The organism is Paraniabella hibiscisoli, from assembly GCF_022512515.1.
In the GTDB taxonomy this organism is placed as follows: Bacteria; Bacteroidota; Bacteroidia; order Chitinophagales; family Chitinophagaceae; genus Niabella; species Niabella hibiscisoli.
Window position 1 is genome coordinate 3,821,560 of record NZ_JAKWBK010000001.1, and the last position, 20,591, is coordinate 3,842,150.

A 20,591-nucleotide genomic window follows, 5' to 3' on the forward strand; every position below is an offset into this window, starting at 1 on the left:
TATTGGTGTAATGGGATTTTCCGCAGGCGGTCACCTGGCTTTGATGGCAGGTACACATTATGATACCAGTTTTATTCCGTCCCTGACTAACACGCATCTTAAACCCGCTTTCCTGATACTCGTTAACCCGGTTGTAAGCTTTTGGGATAGTACTGCGCATATTGGTTCGCGGGACAACCTTTTGGGAAAAAATCAAAATGCTGAAACCCTTCGGTTTTTTTCGGGAGAGAAAAATGTTCGTAAGGATATGCCTGCAGTTTTTTTAACCCATGCACTAAATGATAAAGTCGTTAAACTGGAAAATACACTGAACCTTTTTAATGCACTAAGAGCCTCGGGAGTTATATCGGAAATACATATCTATGCAAAAGGTGATCATGGGTTCCTGAATAATACGCCCCCGCGTGAAGAATGGTTGAACAGCTGTCTTTACTGGATGAAGAGTATGGGATGGCTCAAATAAATTCAGCACTTTTCATTACCAGTCGGCTTTCGGTAATATGTCTGTCCATATTAAATGCCTTGCTATCCTTTGCTAATGTATCATAAACCGGATATTGTCCGCTTGTTTATTTTTATTATATACACTATGAATGACCGTTTCGCCTTCATCGCTCATAGTGGTGCGACGGGTGTTGCCTGTATTGTCGGTTACACGTATCCTGGTGTTTCTCGAAGCTGGCCAGCCAACTATTACATCCCGGATCTCGGGATGACCGTGAATTGCATACTTGATGTGGGCTACATTTTCTTTCCATTCCATTTCAACGTCCAGCCTACTGTCATCGGGCAGTTTAAGATTGCGGAGCGCTAGTTTTTCATTTTTTAAGGAAGCAGACAGGTTGGGGACAATTTGTATCTGACCGGTAAACCGGTTATACTTAATTCCAAAAATATCCTCTACCAGCAGCTGAATATATTGGGCTGCAGACCAGGCATATCGCTTTACGCCGTGGCCGCTGCCGTCAGAAGGTTTGAGAAACTCGTAGTAGTTGTTATTGAAGAGTTGTACAGTCTTAAGCGCCAGGTAAGCGGCAAGATCGTACCGGCCCACATCTTTCAATCCCTGAACCGTAACATAATTTCTTAAGCTCCAGATGCTGCCCGACCATGCCGGAGCGCCGTTGTAGGGGCCAGTTGTTTCATTGTAAATAGATGCTGTTTTTGCAACACTGGTTAAAGGTCTCGGCTGCCAGTTAAAATAGTCATCATTGGTAAGTTGGTGCACCATCCTGCTAACCCGGCCGGCGGGCGCTATTTTAGTATAAAGAGGATCAAAAGCTGATACGATAAGTGTACTGTCGGTACGTTTATGGATAACGTCAAAAGAGAAATATCCGCCTGATGCTTCTTTCCACATATATTGGTTAATAGCATCGGTCAATTGTTTCCTGCTATTTAAAAACCGTTTTTGGTCATTCTTCAAACCCAGACGGGATGCTAATTCGGCCATGTATTGACAAGCGCCTGCTAATTCTACATTCAGGTCAACCTGTGCCGTTGTTTTTAGCCGGTTTTCGACCGGGGAAATGATTCTTCGAATACGCCGGTAATGAGGCCGGTAGCAGCATCGCGGCGGGCATCCGAAAACCACCAGCTCCAATACCTGTAAAGCATGGGGTACACTGTTTTTAATAATGTAGGGTCGCCGGAGTGTTGTAATATTGAGTAAGCTGCGGAGAATAATTTCGGTAATGAGCTGCAGGTAGGGTAATCCGGCACTTTATCATGACCATATAGTGGTATTCTTCCATCCGGTTGCTGTACTGCAATAAAGCCCCGCAGCATATTCTCGGAAAATTGCTGGTTGATCCATTTGGTTGCCTGCAGGCTGATAGATGCATCCAGCTGCCACCAACAACCTCCATAATGCCCTCCCGGCGCTATAAAAGGGTAGGTGAAGCCATAGCCCGGTACCTTTACTACACATTCATTCAACACATTAAAAGCATCGCTAAAATCGGCCTGGCTAATCCCCGGGAAATGAAGGAGAGGTATGTCTCTGTTCATGGATAAACTATCCTTTTGGGCAGCGGCTGAGTTGGTCAGTAAAAGGCCCGTAATAAGGAGGACGAATAGAGGCATTAAATTTATTTATAGTTGAATATGCTTCGCTTCCATTTATTTTAATAAATCAAACAACATCGTGCTGGCGGAGTTTCCTGACATTACAGGGAGGGTCTCAGTGTTAATCGAAACGGCACTTTTTGTCTCTGCAACGAGCCCGATAAAATAGTTTGTGCGGTCATTGCGCCCATTTCGTAAAAATCTGATGATATGGTGGTGATGCCATTTAAAATAACCCTTTTGGCCGGCGTTTCATTATAGGATATAATACCTACCTGTTCTCCTATTTTTAGCGAGGTAGGTTTTATTTTTTCGATCAATGTTACCAGGTCATCTTCCAGCATATTAATGAATACATCTCCTTCTTTAACAGGCTCATTTTCTATACTGCCAATGATTTTATAGTTATAGGCATGGTCCTGGCAGAAATGCTTGAATCCTTTCCTGATCTCTTTGGGGAAATAACTATTGTCAGGAAAGATAAGCTTAATAGTATGGTAGCGGGCGAGGCTTCCCAGGGCTTCCGTCAAAGCATCGTAAATATCATTTTCATAATCAATATAAACAGAGCTGTACTGACCTTTTACTTCAGGTAATGATTTATCAAGTAATACCAACTTGTCCTTTGGAATGGTATCAATTACTTCATAAGCTCTTTCACCACCATCTATAAAATGAGGAATGATTACATAATGCGTATAATGGTCTTTATTTCCCGATAATAATCTTTTGAAAAGATGGAAATCATTATTGTAAATGTAGAAGTCAATACTGGCAATATCTCCTAATTCGTTGGTTAATGCATCATATACAGCTTTCTTGGGCGCGCTAAGCTTATTAAAGAGTAAAAATACCCGTAACTGCCGTTTGAATTCGGTGTGTTCTATAAAGTAACCTCGTCTTGGTACTGCTTTTATTACCCCCAATTCTCTTAGCTGTTTATATCCCCGCTCCACTGTATCCCTTGCTATATCGAGCATAATACTGGCTTCGTTGATGGAGGGCATGCTATCTCCGGCTTGTATGTTTCCCTTCTCAATCTCTTTAAGAATAGAGTTTACAATTTGAAGATATTTGGAGGTACTGGAGTAAGGGTCGATCTGGATCAGATCTATTAGTCGTTGCTTTTTCATCGTGTACAACTCATCGTTTTTAGAACACCAATTTAAGACTTAACTATGAATATGATCGGCTAAAAAAAGATTTATTTTTTTTATCGTTTTGTCGGGTCAACACAGGATAGAAAACAGTTGCAGGTTATTTAAGTTTGTTGTGAACAAAGTTAATTGAGATAAATATGACGAGCTTGCTAAATACAAAAACGATGCACCCGCGTGACCAGATCACTTTGGTTATGAAAAGAATTTATGACAGAGTGCTTACCACTACTTCCGGAGGAAACCTGTCTATAAGAGATGATGATGGTAACGTATGGATTACACCCGCCGGCGTTGATAAAGGATTATTAAAACCTTCAGATATTATATGTGTAAAAAAGATGGAACAATTATCGGCGATCATAATCCGTCATCAGAATACCCTTTTCACCTGGCTATTTATAACAGGCGCCCCGATATAAAGGCGGTTGTTCATGCACATCCTCCGGGTATCGTAGCATTTAGTATAGTAAGGCAGGTTCCTGATACAAAAGTGCTGCCGCAAGTGCGTTCTTTTGCGGAGAAATTGGATATGCTCCTTATGCCATGCCCGGCACCGAAGCTTTAGGCGATAGTATTGCCAGTCAATTTAGAGAGGGGTGCATATTGTTATCATGGAAAATCATGGTACAGTTATAGGCGGACGTGATATTTCAGATGCGTATCAAAAATTTGAATTGCTCGAGGTAACCGCAAAGTCCATTTTATATGGTAATAAATTAGGCAGTGTTACCCTTCTGGAGGATGGACAGATAAATGCGCAATTGAAACAATATGCTACAGCGCTCCCTGAGACGGAAGAACGGAACCTGGAATTATCATCTATAAACAGGGAGAAGCGCACCGAAATACTTAAAATAGTAAACAGGGCCTGTAAGCAAGGTTTGATGTTGGGCGCTTATGGATCTATCTCGGCAAGGATAAACCAGGAGGAGTTTCTGATCACACCTGACGCAATCTCTAAATGGGATCTCACATTGAAAGATATCGTTCATGTAAGCAATGGTAAAAGAGAAAAAGGGAAGGAGCCAGACTCGTCTGCTTTATTGCATCAATCTATTTATGAGCAACATCCTGAAATTAATGCCATCATAATCACGCAACCTACTTATCTTACCTCTTTTGCCATAACCGGGGCCAGGTTTAATGTAAGAACGATACCGGAAACCTGGATATACCTGCAGGATGTGCAAATGGGTGAGTTTGGGTGTCAGTTTGCAAAAGAGAACGGATTGGCATGCATGATATCGAAGGACTCTCCGGTGCTCATTTTAAAGAATGAGTGTACGGTAGTAACGGGTACTAAATTATTACAGGCCTTCGATTACCTGGAGGTAGCTGAGTTTAGCGCCAAGTCATTAATACTGTCCGCTTCTTTGGGAGAAATGATTCCCATAAGCGACAACGAGATAGAAGAATTAGGTAAGGTGATGAGCCGCTGGAAGAACTATGAATGGAAAATGTAGCATAAAATAACTTAATAAAAATTGTAGCCATGAGTAATAAATACGCAATTATATTAGGCAATCTTGGAAACACCAGGGACCGTTTTTGCCAGGGATATAAAAATAATCCGAGCTCAGAAGAAATGCTGAAAATGGCACTTGAAAAAATGCCGCATATCCAGGGAATAGAATTGGTAGGTACCTGGGACATCCGCCCGGATAATGTAGGAGATATGAGGAAAAGATTAGACGATGCCGGCGTAGCTTGTGCCAGTATTATCCCCGATACCTTTGGCGATCCGGTTTATGGAAAAGGAAGTATTACCAGCATAGAGGCGAAGGTGAGACAGCGAGCTCTCGACTACCTGCGACAGATGAGCGAAGTGGCTTTGGCTATGAATTGTGATATTGTAAATCTTTGGTTGGGACAGGATGGATATGATTATTTGCTGGCGACCGATTACAACCAGGAGCGGGATTGGCTGAGTGAATGTACCAGGGCCGTTGCAACCGAGTTTCCTACATTGCGTTTCGCTTTAGAGTACAAGCCCAAAGAACCCCGTAATTTTTCTTATCATGCAAGAATGGCAGATACTATTTTGGCTGCAAAGGAAACCGGGTGCTCTAATGTAGGTGTTACCATTGATACCGGACATAGCTTTTATGCAGGAGAGAATGTGTCTGAAGCAGTGGTGCTCGCCAAACGAGCCGGCGACCTTTTATACCACATGCACTTTAACGATAATCATGGTACCTGGGATGATGATATGATTGTTAGCAGTGTACATTTCACCACTTATGTGGAGTTACTGTTTTGGTTAAGGAAGACGGGCTACCAGGGTTGGATCTCCATGGATCAATATCCCTATAGAGAAGATGCTATTGATGCCATTTCAGAAAGCATTTTATGGGTAAAAAATACGAACAGATCGTAGATACTTATTATGACGAAATAGGATCCCTGATACAGGAGAATGATGCGGTAAAAACCTCTCGTTTTCTTCGCAAACTGTTTGCTTAGTACCTAAGCTATTAAAAATATATTTTTATGAACGACTGCATTTTCCGAAACCGGATATGGTTTCTTGCTATGTTATTCCTGTTCCCCTTTACTTTAGAGGTTTCGGCGAAAAATTCACATAAAGTCAATGAAATAAGCCTTACAGCTTTAAAAGTAGACAATGCCGCCAGTTTTATAGGTATTGATTCTCGCACACCACAATTTAGCTGGGAGCTTAAGACTTCTAAACGTAATGTGCTACAAACAGCCTATCAATTACTGGTAGCAGATGAGCCGGAGAAGTTGGTAGCCGGAGATGGAAATATCTGGAATAGCGGCAAGGTTGCGTCGTCAGCGTCCGCAGGAATACTATACCGCGGCAAGGATCTGGAAAGTCGTAAAAGATACTACTGGAAATTAATCTGGTGGGGTGCGGCGATATGAAGGCCGAAAGCGCTGTCGAATATTTTGAAACAGGCCTGCTTCATCAGTCAGACTGGAGCGGGGATTGGGTAGGTTTTCCTTCGGGGTGGATCGGAAGGGTGCATTATTTCAGGCGTGTGTTTTCATTCCAAAAGGAAATAACAAGGGCCAGGGCCTATGTAGCCGGTATTGGCTACAGCGAAATGGAGATCAACGGTAAAAAGGTAAACGATCATGTACTGGACCCGGCTACCAGCGATTTTGCAAAAACGATCTACTACAGTACTTACGATATCAAAGAGTATTTAAAAAAGAGAATGTAATGGTCATTGCAGTGGCGCCCGGGTGGTATGGAATGCCCAAGCTGCGCATGCAAATGGAGTTCTATTTTACCGATGGCACGATGGAAGTGATCAATTCATCCTCCATAAGAAATGTAACCCTGGGCCCGGTGCAATCTGCAGGTGTTTTAGATGGGGAGGTGTACGATGCCCGTCAGGAGAAGCCTGAGTGGAATTTACCTTCGGATACCATTATTAAAGGACTGCCTAACCAACATTGGGGCGTGGCTCCTGTATTAGAAGCGCCGGGAGGAAAGATGGCGTCCCAGCAGCTGGAGCCTATCAGGGTGGTTGAGTCTTTTAAGCCTGTTTCCGTTAAAGAAGTAAAGCCCGGAATATTTGTGATGGATGCCGGCCAGAATATGGCGGGATGGGTGGCTTTAAAAGTGAAGGGAGATAGAGGCAAGAAAATTACGTTGAAGTTTGCTGAAACCTTATACCCTGATGGTACCATCAACCAGGAAAATTTGCGTACAGCCTGGGCTACCGATACTTATATTTTGAAAGGTGGAACAGCCGAACAATGGGAACCGCGGTTTACGTATCACGGATTTCGCTATATGCAAATAGAAGGCTGGCCGGGTACACCTTCGGCAGATGATCTTACGGTGAGAAGAGTTCGTTCGGATGTGGAAGAAGCGGGTAAGTTTAGCAGCAGCAACGACCTGCTGAACAGGATTTACCAGATGGTAAAAAGAACCGAAGCCGCTAACCTACATAGCATACCCACCGACTGCCCGCAGCGGGATGAAAGAATGGGCTGGCTGAACGATCTGACGGTAAGGATAGAGCAGGCAATGTATAATTTCAATCTCCATCGTTTTTACGCAAAATATATACAGGATATCTGTGATACGCAAACGGAGAACGGAGAAATTACGGATACAGCGCCTTATAAAGTAGGCGGTAAACCTGCAGATCCGGTATCCGTTAGCTTCCTGCTGCTGGCTTTAAAGAGTTATGAATACTATGGTAATACGGAAATAATCCGTAAGCATTATGCACAAATGAAAGCATGGGTCAATTATTTAACCAGCCGCACCAACAAAGCCGGGATACTGGAATATAGTTATTATGGAGACTGGTCCCCACCGGCAGAGTTTGGAGCCAAAGGTCATAGCTATGGTGCATTGTCTGTAAACACGCCTGGTGACTTGATGTCTACAGGATATCTCTACTACAGCGCACAGGTGATGGCGAAACTGGCGGAAGTATTGGGCAATGTAGATGATCTGCAGAAGTATAATCAACTGGCCTCACGTACCATGAATGCATTTAACGCAAAATTCTGGGATGAATCGAAAGGAGGCTACGGTACCAATAATCAGTCCTGCAATTCTTTCGCTATCTTCTTAGGTGCTCCTACGAAAGATAGGCTTCCTCGTGTAGTGGCTAACCTGGCCAGGGATGTGAAGGAAAGGGGATATCATCTTACCACGGGTAACCTATGTACCAAGTACCTGTTAGAAGCGCTTACAGAGCATGGCGAACTGGAGACGGCATACAAAATTGCCACACAAACTACTTATCCGAGCTGGGGTTATATGTTAGCCAATGGCGCTACTACGCTGTGGGAGCGCTGGGAGTACGAAACCGGCGGATCGATGAACTCTCATAATCACCCTATGATGGGATCTGTCGGCTCCTGGCTGTATAAGTATATCGCAGGCATCCTTCCCGATATGGAAGCGCCTGGCTTTGGCAAATTGATATTACGTCCTTATATACCAAACGATCTGCAACATGCCCAGGCAACTTACCAGTCTGTAAAGGGTGAAGTAAGCTCGGCCTGGAAAAAAATAAGGGTGCCATTAATTACGAGGTGACAATACCACCCAATACTACCGCAACCGTGTATATACCTGCAAAAGATCTTAAGTCGGTAACAGAGGGTGGCCGCCCGATAAGTAAAATAGAAGGCATTCGCTTTGTCAGGATGGAAGCCGCCGCAGCAGTTTATGAAGTAGGGTCCGGCAACTATTCATTCAGTTCAAAATGGTAATATCATGAGGAGTTGGTTGATTTGTTTTTCAGTACTAATGTTCTTGTCGTCTGTCCATGCACAGGAGGCTTCTTCTGTTGGCCGGTCCTATTCCTCCAACGATGTTGTGGCGACAGACCAGTTCGGCAGAAGCTTTGCAGCCATTGAAGGATACCGGCCTGGTAAACAGGTTGGCATATTCTATTGGCCCTGGATAGGCCAGCCCTATGCTACTGGTATTTACGATGCAACAGTCATCAGTGCTATGCCCAATGGCCTTAAACTATTGTATGATTTTAAACACCTCAACGATTCTATCAGTCCCACCGGGCAGGCGCATTTTTGGGGCCAACCTTTATGGGGATATTATAATTCGGCTGATGAGTGGGTCATTCGCCGGCAAATGGCAATGCTTGCTACGGCAGGTATCGACTTTATAGTTTTTGATCTCACCAACAGGGTAACTTATCAATCAGTATACGAAAAGGTATTACGTATCATCGAAGAATTACAGTCAGATGGCTGGGCTGTTCCCAAAGCTGTATTTTATACCCACTCCAAGTCCTTCGAAACCACATGGCAGCTTTACAATGATCTGTACAAAGCCAACCTTTATCCCAATGCCTGGTATAGAGTAGATGGCAAGCCCATGATCATTGCATACACGAATGAAGCAGATGATATTGCCGAAGCTTTATCCCGAAGCGACTCCAGCTATCGACCAGTTGCTTATTCGCAGGCAATAAAAGATTTCTTCTATTTTAAAAAACCACAATGGCCGGGCGACGCTGTTTACCAGGATGGATTTCCGTGGATCGAATGGAAATATCCGCAACCCCTGCATGGAAACACCATGAGCGTTTCTGTAGCCAGTCATCCTAAAGTGCCCATGTCTCGTTCCATAACATCGGGCTGGACCAATTGGGGACGTGGTTGGGACCCGGGCACGCAAAAAATAAACAAGAAGATATTCTTACCGGCGGCTTTTTTCAAAAACAATGGGATCATGCATTGGCGGTTGACCCCGACACGGTTTTCGTAGGCGGATGGAACGAGTGGGTAGCCTACAAACAACCTTACGGCGATGAGTATATGCTCTGCGATGCTGCTAACCTGGAGTTTTCCAGGGATATTGAACCTATGCGGGGCGGATATGGCGATGCTTTTTATATACAGTTGATAAAAAATGTAAGGGCTTATAAGGGAATAGCGGGTAAACATGATGGGTATGAACCTCTTACCATCGATATATTGGGTAATACGGCTCAATGGGCAGCGGTCAAAGCGATCTATAGAACTATCAATGCAAAAACGGCTGGGCGGGATCATTTTGGAGCTTCCAGGAAGATAGCTTATGCTGCGCCGGCTCCCGCTAATAATCTGCAGGAAATAAGAGTAGCACATGATGCCCGCAATTTCTATTTTTTGATCAGGGCTGATAAACCTTTTGTTGACTTAAAAGATAGTACAGGTTTATTGCAGTTATTGATCGGAAAAGAATCGCCCGGTGTAAAAGGTTGGAACGGATATGAGTATGTGGTTGAGCCGGATTTAAATACAGGCAAGGGTGTGTTGAGTGTGCTTGATAAAAGACGACATAAAAAAGTTAGGTAGTATCAGGGCTACTGTTAAACAAAACCTGGTACAGCTGGAGATTCCCAGGAAATTGCTGTCTGCACATCAGAAAACAACACAGTTGTATTTTAAAGTTGCCGACGGGGTAGCAAAGCCTTCTGATATAATGGAGTACTATGTTTCGGGGAGTGTAATGCCCCTTGGGCGCCTGAGCTTCGTGTATAAAATAAAACAATAAGAGACGCGTGTTGGCATGAAAAGAAGACAAAATCTTTTAAGCAGGTTCATCGGTATTACTTTTCTTTTACTGGTTGCTTTTTTTAATGGAACTGCAGCCGGTATATCGAAAGGGGAGGGCGTATTAGTTCCTGGCGGGTGGCCAGATAAAGCAGCCTTCCTGAAAACCCCGCATTCAGGTAAGTCTACATCAAATGGTGTTGTACGTATCCTCGCCATTGGCAACAGCTTTTCGGCCGATGCATTGGAGAACTATTTATATGAACTGGCTGAAGCTTCGGGTAAAAAAATAATAATAGGCAATTTAGCCATAGCCGGAGGCTCTCTGGCAAACCATATAGCCAATCTGAAAGATCATGCGGCGCCCTATATTTTCACAAAAATTGATTCAAACGGGAAAAAACAGTAAGCTTTAACAATGCCATTGAGCCTGTTGTGAAAAGTGAATCCTGGGATTACATCAGTTTGCAACAAGTGAGTCATCATTCCGGTATGTATGAAACTTTTGTGGAGCCGCTCACGGCTTTGTATCACTATGTAAAAGAAAATGCAACCAATCTCCATGTAAAACTGGTGCTGCATCAAACCTGGGCTTACGCAGTAAGCTCAACTCACGCGGGCTTCGCGAATTATCAGAACAACCAGCAATTTATGTATGAATCCATTGTGAACGCTTATAAAAAAGCCCGGAAACTAGTAAATGCTTATCATATTATACCTGCGGGTACTGCCATACAGAATGCCAGAACAAGCTTTATAGGAGACCGGTTTACAAGAGACGGATTTCACCTGGAAGAAACCTATGCGCGTTATACAGTAGCCTGCACCTGGTTTGAGCAAATATTTGGTGTATCCGTACTGGGTAATTCGTATAAGCCAACGACTCTTTCCGACGAGTATAAGGAAATCGCGCAACATGCAGCTCATTTTGCAGTGAAACGGCCTGGTAAAGTCACCCTATTAAAGCATTATCAAAAAGAAAAGCGATAAGGATAATAAAGAAAAATGATAAAAAAATGATTGTTTATATGAGTAATAAAAAAGCATTTCAACTCTTTCCCGCCTGGGTATGCTTGGCCATTGCCGCAGTTTTTCATAGCTGTGCGTCAGGCCCGCAAGACCTCCGGGTAAACAGGTTGTCGGTGGAAGGCCGGGATACTTTGCTGGGCACTGATATGCTGGCTCCGCGGTTTAGCTGGAAAATTCAATCAGGTAAACAGGATGTAAAACAAGTGGCGTATCAGCTATTAGTGGCTAGTTCAAAAGAAGCACTGGATAAGGATGATGCAGATGTCTGGAACAGCGGTAAAGTAGAAGCCGACTCATCGTTGAATGTTGTTTATCAGGGCAAGCCGCTTATGTCTTATCAGTCACTTTATTGGAAAGTAAAAGTCTGGACCAATCATAAAGAAGAAATCTTCAGCGCACCATCATTCTGGACAATGGGGTTATTGCAATCTGACGACTGGCGGGCTCAGTGGATTGGTTTGAACAGCCATAACGAAAAGGATCAGCCCGACAGTACATTGACCCGTCTGGCCGCACGTTACCTGCGTAAAGAGTTTAGTTCAGATAAAAAAATCAAAGCTGCCACTGCTTATATAAGTGGAATGGGCTTGTATGAAATATTTCTCAATGGCAAAAGAGTAGGCAATGATGTATTGGCTCCCACGGTATCTGAATATAACAAGAAAATATTCTACAATACTTATGATATAACGCCATTGGTAACGCAGGGAACTAATTGTGTGGGCGTCACCCTGGGTAACGGTCGCTTCTTTGCAGTGCGTAATTTTCACGGAAAGCCCAATCCGCTTACACAGATACCCCAGTCTCAGTATGGGCTGCCCCGGCTGTTGGTGCAATTGCGCATTCAGTACGAGGATGGCTCTATTGCCTGGGTACATTCGGACAAGAGTTGGAAGGTTACTGACAACGGACCAATATTAGCTAATAATGAATTTGATGGAGAGGATTATGATGCCAATAAAGAGCTCACAGGATGGAGTAGCGCCGGGTATAACGATCAGGCATGGAAATCTGTGGATTTGATGTCTCCGGGCAAGGATGTGCGGATCGTATCTCAGCCTAATGAAAATATTAGGATCAAAGAAGTATTGCATCCTGTTTCGGTACAGGCAACCTCAAGAGGTACTTACATCCTGGACATGGGCCAAAATATGGTAGGTTGGCTGGCTATAAATGTCAAAGGAGAGAAGGGGATACAGTTCGTCTCCGTTTTTCTGAAACGATGAAAGGAAAAGACTCACTGTATGTAGATAATCTCAGGGATGCCAAAGCTACTGATATTTATATCCTGAAAGGAAACGGGATAGAAAGCTGGCAACCAAGTTTTACTTACCATGGATTTCGCTTCGCCGAAGTGTCGGGCCTGCGCACCCCGCCCAAAGTAAAGGATTTTTCGGGAAAAGTTATTTATGATGACATACCCACTATTGGAACTTTTGAAACTTCTAATGAAACCATCAATGCTGTTTTTAGAAATGCCTACTGGACCATCCGGGGTAATTACCGGGGTATGCCTACCGATTGTCCGCAACGCGATGAGCGGGTAGCCTGGCTGGGTGACAGGGTGATCAGTTCATATGGAGAAAGTTTTATGTTTGATAACTCGCGGTTGTATGCGAAATGGCTGGAAGATATAAGGGATTCTCAGAAAGAAACAGGTAGTATACCGGATATAGCGCCCAGTTTTTGGGACCGTTATGCAGATAACGTAACTTACCCGAGTGCTTTTATTTTGATTCCTGAGATGTTGCGCAGGCAGTTTGGTGACGAAAAGAGCTTTGTGAATTTGTATCCTGCTATGAAAAAATGGGTATTGTATATGTGGAATACGCATCGGGATAATGACCTGGTGTTGAAAGATAATTATGGAGATTGGTGCGTGCCGCCCGAATCGCTGGAGATGATATGGACGCAGGATCCCAAGCGCATCACAGATGGTGGATTGTTGGCATCGGCTTACTATTACCACTGTTTGGGTTTGATGAAGTCGTATGCAGAAAGGATCGGCAATACTTCAGATCTACAGCAGTTTAATGATATAGCGCAAAAAGTGCTTACTGCTTTTAATAAGAAATTTTACAATGCGACCACTAAATCCTATGCCAATAATACGGTAACGGCCAACCTCCTGCCACTCAGTTTTGGAATGGTTCCGCAGGTAGATAAGGCCGCAGTCTTTGCCAATATTCGCGCCCGCCTCAAAGATTTTAATGATCATGTGAATTCAGGTATCATTGGTGGCATGTGGCTCATGAGGGGCCTTAGTGATAATGGTGCGCCAGACCTGGCTTATAAGCTGGCCACCAATACTACCTATCCCAGCTGGGGATATATGGTAAAGCAGGGAGCTACTACCATCTGGGAATTATGGAATGGAGACGCAGCCAATCCCATGATGAACTCGGGTAATCACCAGATGTTGCTGGGAGATCTGATTGTTTGGTATTACGAATACCTGGCGGGTATCAAAACAGACGATAAAGAAGTTGCCTTCAAAAAAATTATCATGAATCCGGTATTTCCCGAGGGACTTGATTTTGTAAAAGCCTCGTTGAATACAAAGTATGGCGAAGTGAAAAGCCATTGGAAGAAAACAGCAGCTGCCCTGGAGTGGGAGATTACCATTCCTGCAAATACAACCACCGAACTAACATTGCCCGGAAATAAAGCGGCTATTACTGAATCAGGAAAAGCCTTAACAGGATCAGTATTGGAGAAAGCGAAAGAAGGAGCAGCTGGTACAACAGTGCTTACATTAGGTTCCGGAACCTACAGCTTTGTAGTAAAAAGATAAAAAATATCATAACTAATATTATATGCAAGCAATTTTAGGGGTTATATTTCATTTTTTAGGTGGTTTTGCTTCAGGCAGTTTTTATATTCCGTATAAAAGGGTTAAGGGCTGGGCCTGGGAGTCGTACTGGATTACCGGGGAATGTTTTCCTGGCTGATAGTCCCCATGATCGCCGCTTATTTGACGGTACCCGGGTTTGTGGATATTATTTTCAATACACCGGGAGATACCTTATTCTGGACCTATTTCCTGGGAGCATTATGGGGCATAGGGGGCTTGACTTTCGGTCTGGCCATGCGTTATCTCGGCGTGTCATTAGGTATGTCGGTGGCCCTGGGTTTCTGTTCGGCTTTTGGCGCTTTAATTCCACCTATTTACCTGGATCTGACTTCATCTGATGAAGCGGGTTCTTTCTCAGACATGCTGAATAGCACCGGTGGTTTGATCGTACTGCTTGGGGTAATTGTCTGCTTGATAGGAATTGCTATCTGTGGAAAAGCAGGTATGCGAAAAGAAAAGGAGTTGTCGACTGACCAGAAGCAGGATGCGATAAAGGAATTTGATATTAAGAAAGGATTATTGGTTGCCGTGTTTTCAGGGATTTTAAGCGCCTGTATGAGTTTTGCCATTACAGCCGGTAAAGACATGGCCGTTGTTGCTGAAGCAGCAGGCGCCAACCCGCTTTTTAGGAATAACGTGATTTTTGTAGTGGTGATGTTAGGCGGTCTTACTACCAATTTTATATGGTGCATGATTCTCAACGCAAGAAACAAAACTTTTACTGATTACAGTAATAAAAAGACGCCGCTTCTGGGGAACTATATTTTTTCAGCTCTTGCAGGTACCACCTGGTTTTTACAGTATTTTTTTACGGCATGGGAGAAAGCAAATTAGGCAATGGCGCCAGTTCATGGATTTTACACATGGCTTTTATTATATTAGTAGCCAATGCCTGGGGATTTGCTTTGAGGGAGTGGAAAGGGGTGAGTAAGAAAACAGGCTATATCATAATAGCAGGTATTGCCGCCATCATCCTGTCTGTTGTTATAGTGGGATACGGCAACTCTCTTAGTAATTAAGAATTGACTGGTAAAAAACGTGTAAGTATGGAAAAGAAAATACCTGTTGTCGCAGTTTTCGACATTGGAAAAACCAATAAGAAGTTACTTGTTTTCGATGCAGATTATAATGTGCTAAAAGAAGAAGTTACTTGCTTTGATGAGATAGCAGACGATGACGGCTTTCCCTGTGAAGATATCGACGCTCTTTCGAAATGGCTACTTCGTGAATTTGAACAGTTAAAGCGGTCTGAAAAATTTCAATTAAAAGCGGTTAACTTCTCTACCTACGGCGCCTCACTGGTATATATTAACGAAGATGGAGAAAGGGTAGGGCATTTGTATAATTATTTAAAACCTTACCCGTCCGAATTGTTAGCGCAATTGCTAAGGAGCCGGGGAGGGATAACCCGTTTTTCTGAGGATACCAGCTCACCCATCATGGGGCACTTAAATGCCGGCTTACAGTTATACTGGTTGAAGTATAAAAAAACCGAACTGTTTAATAAGGTAGCTACAGTGCTGCATTTACCGCAATATCTTAGTTTTTTAATTACAGGTCAAAAAACGGCAGAGGTGACCAGTCTTGGCTGTCATTCAGCCATGTTGGATTTTGAGCAAATGCACTACCATAGCTGGCTTCAGGAAGAAGGGCTTCATACCCGTCTGGGTACCATATCAAAGGGTGACGAAGTTGTTAGTTGTGTGAATGAATTCACCGGGGAAGAAATACGGGTAGGGACGGGCTTGCATGATAGTTCGGCTGCGGTTAATCCTTACCTGAGCAGGTTCTCAGATCCGTTTATGATCATTTCAACCGGAACATGGGTTATTTGCATGAATCCTTTTAACAGCGATCTGCCTGATTCCGGAGAATTGGAAAAAGGGTGTTTAAGTTACCTCACCTACAAAGGAGCACCCATAAAAACCACTATGCTGTTTGCTGGAAACGATCATGATCAACAGGTGAAAAGAATAACACAGCACTTTACTATCGATGACGCTTATCTGAAGACGATGATATATGATGCCGGAGTTATAGAACAATTAGAAAAAAGGCTTTCATAGGGCTTCAAAGTCAGGAGCAGCAGATCTCGCAAGTGCAACTACTCCCTGCCTGTTTCACACAAGGGCTCTAAGCTCTTTCGATTCGCCCGAGCAAGCGTATCATCAGCTGCTGATCGACCTGGTGAACCAGCAAAAAGCTTCGGCGGATATGGTTTTAAAAAACAGTGAGATTGACAATATATATGTAGATGGTGGCTTTTGCAAGAATAAAGTGTATATGCAATTGCTGGCCAATACGTTTTCAACCCAGAAAGTGTTTGCTACCTCCATGACGCAGGGCACTGCTTTAGGCGCTGCACTTGCCATACATAAAAGCTGGAACGGAAGCTTATTGCCTGAGAGCCTGATCTATCTGAAAAGGTGGACTTCAGGTTATGATAGCCTGGTGGCCGGGTAGCAGTGTTATATATTGCTGCTGAGGGTTTAGTAAACAGAGCGTAATAAATATTCAATAAAGGGCTGTTCGGTAACGAACAGCCCTTTTTAATTGGGGAGGCATAATTGTTTGTTCTATATCCCCAGTAGTGCAATTGATTATGACTTGTTTAATGGGATTGTTTGGGCAACCAGGGCAATATTCTATAAGGATGTGAAAACATACTATAACAAATCCATTATTTGTAGCAGTAGGTTTGTGGTGTTATTACCGATTGCAGATTTAAATGACCCATATGCAAACCTTGCCTGTTATAGATATTGTTGTAATCCTGGTTTACCTGGTGGCCATGATATATGTAGGCTATTTTTTTCCCGGAAAAATAAAAGCCAGGACCAGTTTACCAAAGCATCCGGGCATATTCCAGGGTGGGCCATCGGGCTTTCGATCTACGCTACTTTCCTAAGCAGCAATACTTTTTGGGGGTACCTGGCAAGGCCTTCGGCTCCAATTGGAATGCCTTCGCATTCAGTCTTTCCATGCCCCTGGCTGCCTGGGTTGCCGTTAAATACTTTATCCCTTTTTACCGGAGAACCGGGGAAATATCGGCTTATACTAATCTTGAAAGGCGTTTTGGTCCCTGGGCAAGAACTTATGCCGTAGTGTGTTTTATACTTACGCAGATCGCCCGTATGGGATCGATCTTCTTTGGCCTTTCCCTGACCCTGCAAGCGTTAACAGGCTATGACATGAAAATGATCATGTTGATCGTAGGTGTTTGTATCATATTCTACACGGTAATGGGCGGCATAGAAGCTGTTATCTGGACCGAAGTAGTACAGGGTATTCTAAAGACCGTAGGAGCCATAGTAATTGTTTACCTGGTCGTTTCGAATGTCGATGGAGGCTTTGGAAAGATCTGGAGTATCGGCAAGGCAGATAGCAAATTTAGTTTAGGCGATCTGGCTCCCGACTTTACGGCTTCCTCTTTCTGGGTGGTATTGTTGTATGGTTTTTTTATGAACCTCAATAATTTTGGCATGGACCAGAATTATGTGCAACGCTATCATACTGCTACTTCTCAAAAGGAAGCGTCCAAATCAATATGGCTCTGCGTATGGATCTATATACCGGCTTCGCTGCTGTTCTTTGTGATCGGCTCCTGTTTATATGGCTACTACCAGCTTAATCCCGAATTATTAGAGCCTGTTCGCATACAAACCGCCATCGAACGATTGGGCGCGGGAGCTACGGATCAACAGGTGGCAGCACTTGCCGCTACGTTGAAGCCTTCCGATTTTGGAGATAAAGTAATGCCCAATTTTATGGTGACCATGATACCGGCAGGGCTATTGGGACTAATTATCTCTGCTATTCTCTCTGCAGGAATGAGTACCATCAGCTCGGGTATGAATGCCTCTGCTACAGTTTTTGCAGAAGATGTTTACAAGAGGTATGTAAACAAAAATGTTTCCGAAAAACAGGGACTTCGTTTACTGCACACAGGCACTGTTGTCTTTGGGCTGCTGGGAATGATAGCCGGCGTGTTAATGATCGGGGTAAAAAGTGTGCTGGATATCTGGTGGCAGTTGTCAGGAATATTTGCCGGTGGTATGCTGGGGCTTTTTTGCTGGGCATTGTTTCCAAACGTACAGGAAATCATGCGGCACTCATCGCCACTATAACCGGGATACTGGTGATCCTTTGGATGACTTTTTCTTACCTGCTTCCCGATAATTATGCATCTCTCCGTAATCCCCTTCATGCCAATATGATCATGGTTGTAGGCACATTGGTGATCTTCCTGGTGGGTCTTTTGTTTACACGAAATAAAAAATCCCGGGTCACGGTTCAATAGATCTGCGGGCATATACACAATTATTTACGGGCTTAGGCCTAATCCTTTTAAAATGAAAACAGAAAAAAACTTTGTACCTGTAATGCTAACGCCGTTTAATGAGAACGGAGCTATCGATTTTGAAGCCCTTACAACACTGACGAATTATTACCTTAACGCCGGAGCGAAAGGACTTTTTGCTAATTGCCAGTCGAGCGAAATGTTTGACCTCAGCCCTGAAGAACGCCTGCAGGTTATTGCTCACGTGGTTGATGTGGCTGAGGGGAAAGTGCCTGTAGTAGCTGCGGGGAATTTTGGTGCATCCATCGGCGAACAGGCCATCTTTGTAAACCAAGTATATGAGCTGGGGGTACAGGCGGTTATCCTGCTCACCAACCAACTGGTTAATGCAAATGAGCCGGAAGAACTGCTGGAAGCCCATATTATGGAATTGCTTTCGCTCACCGGTGAAATTCCGGTTGGTTTTTATGAATGTCCCGTTCCTTACAAGATTACTTTATCTCCGGCATTACTGGGCCGCTTAGTAAATACGGGTAGGGTGATCTATCATAAAGATACCTGTCTCGACCTGTCTCTGGTTCAAAAGAAGAATGAATTGACTGCAAATTCGATTGCCTTCGGATTGTATGATGCTTATATGGCGCATGCAGTGCATTCTCTCGAAGCAGGCTCTGGCGGCCTATCCTGTATACAGGGGAATTATTTCCCTGAGCTCGTAGTTTGGTTATGTAGCAATTATAATAACCCCGAGTTAACGAAAGAAGTGCAGATGGTTCAGCAATTTTTTATAGATGAAATGCAGGTGATGCATGAGGATTACCCGGTATCTGCCAAATATTTCCTGCAAAAGAAAGGGCTCCCTATCAGCACTTACATTAGGAAGAACCGGAATGCAATAGTATCGGGTATTACCAGCGAGCACATGGATCAATTGTATAAGCGGTATAATGCACTGGCTCAAAGTATCTCTACCCTCTAAGCCCTTATGTTGTTTCAGGAAAAGCACAGTCTGTATGCGGGCTGTGCTTTTTTATTAGGTAGGCTAAAGCCCGGATTAGAGCGATATTTTACTTTCCCCGTATTTTTGCACAAACGATATCGCAGATTGAAAAATACAACCATTAAAACTATTGCTGAAGCCACTCAGTTATCGCTAACCACGGTATCGCGGGTTTTAAATGGCTCAGCTAAAAAATACAGGATCAGCGAGGAAACGCAGCAGCTGGTGCTAAAAGCTGCAGCAAAGCTTAACTATGCACCCAACCGGGCAGCGGTAAGTCTTCGTCTCAAGCGAAGCTTTTCGGTAGGACTGGTAATACCAACGCTTTCCAACCCTTACTTTGCAGATGTGGCGAGTATGGTGAGCCATGCGCTAAGAGCTAAGGGTTTTTCGGTGGTATTGATGGATTGCGACGAAGACGAAAACTCAGAAGTAGAAGCGGTAAGGCTGCTGGCTGCCCAGCATATCGAAGGCGTTATCATTATTCCTTCTGGTTCTCAAAGCGCGCATATAGACAATTTGCTGAAAAGAAAGATCCCGGTGATCAGCATAGATCGTTATCACGAAGGTATACCGGTGTCCTATGTTGCAACCAATCATTATGAAGGGGCTTTGGATATTACACAGTACCTGTTACAGGCGGGGCATAAAAAGATCGCCTGCCTGCAGGGAAGCACTTCTGTGGTATCAAATAACCTGAGAGTTAAAGGATATACCGATGCAATGAAGGCCGCCGGCTGCCGGTTTTCAGGATAGCAGGCAACAGTTTTACCAGCGAAAGTGGTTATATAGAAACCAAGCTGTTATTGCAAAAGAAAGACAAGCCTACCGCGATCTTCGCATTAAGCGATACCATTTTGCTGGGGGTGCTAAAAGCATTGGAAGAAGACAATATCCGTGTTCCGGAAGATGTGTCGGTGGTAACCTTTGATAACTCTTCCTATCTCGACTTCCTGGCCTGTCCCATCACCAGTGTAGCGCAGCCCGTCAACGATATTGCCAATATTTCAATTAAGCTGTTATTAGATCAAATTGAAGCCCAGCTAAAAGCGGGGGAAGTGCAACAGATGAAGTTGCTGATCAATCCGTCGGTTGTTTACCGCAAATCTGTAAAAATCATAGGTAAGGATCGCCTGGCTAAGCTTATATAAAATTTTCATCTCTATATACTATTTTATCCTA

At 43.8% G+C, this 20,591-nt stretch carries 19 protein-coding genes and 6 pseudogenes; 22 read left to right on the forward strand and 3 right to left on the reverse strand.

What is annotated here, in order from left to right; translation table 11 throughout:
* Positions 1-10 precede the first annotated feature (10 nt).
* A complete protein-coding gene (locus MKP07_RS23740; RefSeq protein WP_240849540.1) occupies positions 11-463 on the forward strand; it encodes an alpha/beta hydrolase in 453 nt (150 codons plus the stop codon).
* A gap of 72 nt (positions 464-535) precedes the next feature.
* On the opposite strand, the gene MKP07_RS23745 is transcribed toward MKP07_RS23740, so the two are convergent.
* From MKP07_RS23745 to MKP07_RS23755, 3 genes are all read right to left on the reverse strand, one after another.
* Complete coding sequence (locus tag MKP07_RS23745; protein WP_240851032.1) at positions 536-1,594, reverse strand: MGH1-like glycoside hydrolase domain-containing protein; 1,059 nt, start codon at positions 1,592-1,594, stop codon at positions 536-538.
* On the reverse strand, positions 1,507-2,010 hold the full coding sequence (locus MKP07_RS23750) for an MGH1-like glycoside hydrolase domain-containing protein (protein ID WP_394803689.1): 504 nt from the start codon (positions 2,008-2,010) through the stop codon (positions 1,507-1,509). Before MKP07_RS23750 ends, MKP07_RS23745 begins: the two co-directional genes overlap by 88 nt.
* Before the next feature lie 158 nt (positions 2,011-2,168).
* The gene (locus MKP07_RS23755) at positions 2,169-3,200 is read right to left on the reverse strand and encodes a GntR family transcriptional regulator (RefSeq protein WP_240849542.1); all 1,032 of its coding nucleotides are present in this window, start codon (positions 3,198-3,200) and stop codon (positions 2,169-2,171) included.
* 221 nt (positions 3,201-3,421) lie between these two features.
* On the opposite strand from MKP07_RS23755, the pseudogene MKP07_RS42870 reads away from it, so the two are divergent.
* The 21 genes and pseudogenes from MKP07_RS42870 (at position 3,422) to MKP07_RS23855 (ending at position 20,560) form a co-directional block, all read left to right on the forward strand.
* Positions 3,422-3,792 (forward strand): annotated as a pseudogene (locus tag MKP07_RS42870) (class II aldolase/adducin family protein).
* Positions 3,793-3,838: 46 nt separating this feature from the next.
* Positions 3,839-4,690, forward strand: coding sequence for a class II aldolase/adducin family protein (locus MKP07_RS23765; protein WP_240849544.1), 852 nt, complete (start codon positions 3,839-3,841; stop codon positions 4,688-4,690).
* Positions 4,691-4,719: 29 nt separating this feature from the next.
* Complete coding sequence (locus tag MKP07_RS23770) at positions 4,720-5,604, forward strand: sugar phosphate isomerase/epimerase family protein (RefSeq protein WP_240849545.1); 885 nt, start codon at positions 4,720-4,722, stop codon at positions 5,602-5,604.
* Between the two features lie 113 nt (positions 5,605-5,717).
* A complete protein-coding gene (locus MKP07_RS23775) occupies positions 5,718-6,113 on the forward strand; it encodes a glycoside hydrolase family 78 protein (RefSeq protein WP_240849546.1) in 396 nt (131 codons plus the stop codon).
* 182 nt (positions 6,114-6,295) lie between these two features.
* Positions 6,296-8,435: pseudogene (locus MKP07_RS23780) on the forward strand (family 78 glycoside hydrolase catalytic domain).
* Positions 8,436-8,439: 4 nt separating this feature from the next.
* On the forward strand, positions 8,440-9,456 hold the full coding sequence (locus tag MKP07_RS23785; RefSeq protein ID WP_240849547.1) for a glycoside hydrolase family 71/99 protein: 1,017 nt from the start codon (positions 8,440-8,442) through the stop codon (positions 9,454-9,456).
* Positions 9,426-10,028: a hypothetical protein gene (locus MKP07_RS23790; RefSeq protein WP_240849548.1), complete on the forward strand. Its 603-nt coding sequence runs from the start codon at positions 9,426-9,428 to the stop codon at positions 10,026-10,028. The genes MKP07_RS23785 and MKP07_RS23790 overlap by 31 nt, the downstream gene beginning before the upstream one ends.
* Positions 9,997-10,227, forward strand: a complete 231-nt coding sequence (locus tag MKP07_RS23795) for a hypothetical protein (protein WP_240849549.1) — start codon at positions 9,997-9,999, stop codon at positions 10,225-10,227. The genes MKP07_RS23790 and MKP07_RS23795 overlap by 32 nt, the downstream gene beginning before the upstream one ends.
* A 15-nt stretch (positions 10,228-10,242) precedes the next feature.
* A pseudogene (locus tag MKP07_RS23800) lies at positions 10,243-11,216 on the forward strand (DUF4886 domain-containing protein).
* Between the two features lie 185 nt (positions 11,217-11,401).
* Positions 11,402-11,623 (forward strand): annotated as a pseudogene (locus MKP07_RS43875) (glycoside hydrolase family 78 protein); the annotation flags it as partial.
* Between the two features lie 80 nt (positions 11,624-11,703).
* Positions 11,704-13,650, forward strand: a pseudogene (locus tag MKP07_RS42875) (family 78 glycoside hydrolase catalytic domain); the annotation flags it as partial.
* Between the two features lie 111 nt (positions 13,651-13,761).
* Entirely contained in the window at positions 13,762-14,049 is a 288-nt protein-coding gene (locus MKP07_RS42880; protein ID WP_394803690.1) for an alpha-L-rhamnosidase C-terminal domain-containing protein, read from the forward strand.
* A 22-nt stretch (positions 14,050-14,071) separates the two neighbouring features.
* Positions 14,072-15,128, forward strand: a pseudogene (gene rhaT / locus MKP07_RS23815) (L-rhamnose/proton symporter RhaT).
* Between the two features lie 27 nt (positions 15,129-15,155).
* Positions 15,156-16,175 carry an FGGY family carbohydrate kinase gene (locus tag MKP07_RS23820; RefSeq protein ID WP_240849552.1) on the forward strand — a complete coding sequence of 340 codons (1,020 nt, stop codon included), beginning with the start codon at positions 15,156-15,158 and terminating at the stop codon, positions 16,173-16,175.
* Between the two features lie 121 nt (positions 16,176-16,296).
* On the forward strand, positions 16,297-16,572 hold the full coding sequence (locus MKP07_RS23825) for an FGGY-family carbohydrate kinase (RefSeq protein ID WP_394803596.1): 276 nt from the start codon (positions 16,297-16,299) through the stop codon (positions 16,570-16,572).
* A gap of 274 nt (positions 16,573-16,846) precedes the next feature.
* Positions 16,847-17,017, forward strand: coding sequence for a hypothetical protein (locus tag MKP07_RS23830; RefSeq protein ID WP_240849554.1), 171 nt, complete (start codon positions 16,847-16,849; stop codon positions 17,015-17,017).
* Positions 17,018-17,030: 13 nt separating this feature from the next.
* Positions 17,031-18,236 (forward strand): sodium:solute symporter, encoded by a 1,206-nt coding sequence (locus MKP07_RS23835; RefSeq protein ID WP_240849555.1) that lies wholly within the window; start codon positions 17,031-17,033, stop codon positions 18,234-18,236.
* Between the two features lie 11 nt (positions 18,237-18,247).
* Positions 18,248-18,409, forward strand: a complete 162-nt coding sequence (locus MKP07_RS23840) for a hypothetical protein (RefSeq protein WP_240849556.1) — start codon at positions 18,248-18,250, stop codon at positions 18,407-18,409.
* Between the two features lie 52 nt (positions 18,410-18,461).
* Positions 18,462-19,388 (forward strand): dihydrodipicolinate synthase family protein, encoded by a 927-nt coding sequence (locus MKP07_RS23845; RefSeq protein ID WP_240849557.1) that lies wholly within the window; start codon positions 18,462-18,464, stop codon positions 19,386-19,388.
* A 126-nt stretch (positions 19,389-19,514) separates the two neighbouring features.
* Positions 19,515-20,165 (forward strand): LacI family DNA-binding transcriptional regulator, encoded by a 651-nt coding sequence (locus tag MKP07_RS23850; protein WP_240849558.1) that lies wholly within the window; start codon positions 19,515-19,517, stop codon positions 20,163-20,165.
* A gap of 32 nt (positions 20,166-20,197) precedes the next feature.
* Positions 20,198-20,560, forward strand: coding sequence for a substrate-binding domain-containing protein (locus tag MKP07_RS23855; protein WP_394803691.1), 363 nt, complete (start codon positions 20,198-20,200; stop codon positions 20,558-20,560).
* Positions 20,561-20,591 lie beyond the last annotated feature (31 nt).

Coding starts and splice junctions, on each gene's coding strand:
- MKP07_RS42880 (WP_394803690.1), top strand. CDS start 13,762: ATGAATCCGGTATTTCCCGAGGGACTTGATTTTGTAAAAGCCTCGTTG.
- MKP07_RS23750 (WP_394803689.1), bottom strand. CDS start 2,010: ATGAACAGAGACATACCTCTCCTTCATTTCCCGGGGATTAGCCAGGCC.
- MKP07_RS23775 (WP_240849546.1), top strand. CDS start 5,718: ATGAACGACTGCATTTTCCGAAACCGGATATGGTTTCTTGCTATGTTA.
- MKP07_RS23845 (WP_240849557.1), top strand. CDS start 18,462: ATGAAAACAGAAAAAAACTTTGTACCTGTAATGCTAACGCCGTTTAAT.
- MKP07_RS23820 (WP_240849552.1), top strand. CDS start 15,156: ATGGAAAAGAAAATACCTGTTGTCGCAGTTTTCGACATTGGAAAAACC.
- MKP07_RS23765 (WP_240849544.1), top strand. CDS start 3,839: ATGGAAAATCATGGTACAGTTATAGGCGGACGTGATATTTCAGATGCG.
- MKP07_RS23770 (WP_240849545.1), top strand. CDS start 4,720: ATGAGTAATAAATACGCAATTATATTAGGCAATCTTGGAAACACCAGG.
- MKP07_RS23755 (WP_240849542.1), bottom strand. CDS start 3,200: ATGAAAAAGCAACGACTAATAGATCTGATCCAGATCGACCCTTACTCC.
- MKP07_RS23785 (WP_240849547.1), top strand. CDS start 8,440: ATGAGGAGTTGGTTGATTTGTTTTTCAGTACTAATGTTCTTGTCGTCT.
- MKP07_RS23740 (WP_240849540.1), top strand. CDS start 11: ATGGGATTTTCCGCAGGCGGTCACCTGGCTTTGATGGCAGGTACACAT.
- MKP07_RS23830 (WP_240849554.1), top strand. CDS start 16,847: ATGCAAACCTTGCCTGTTATAGATATTGTTGTAATCCTGGTTTACCTG.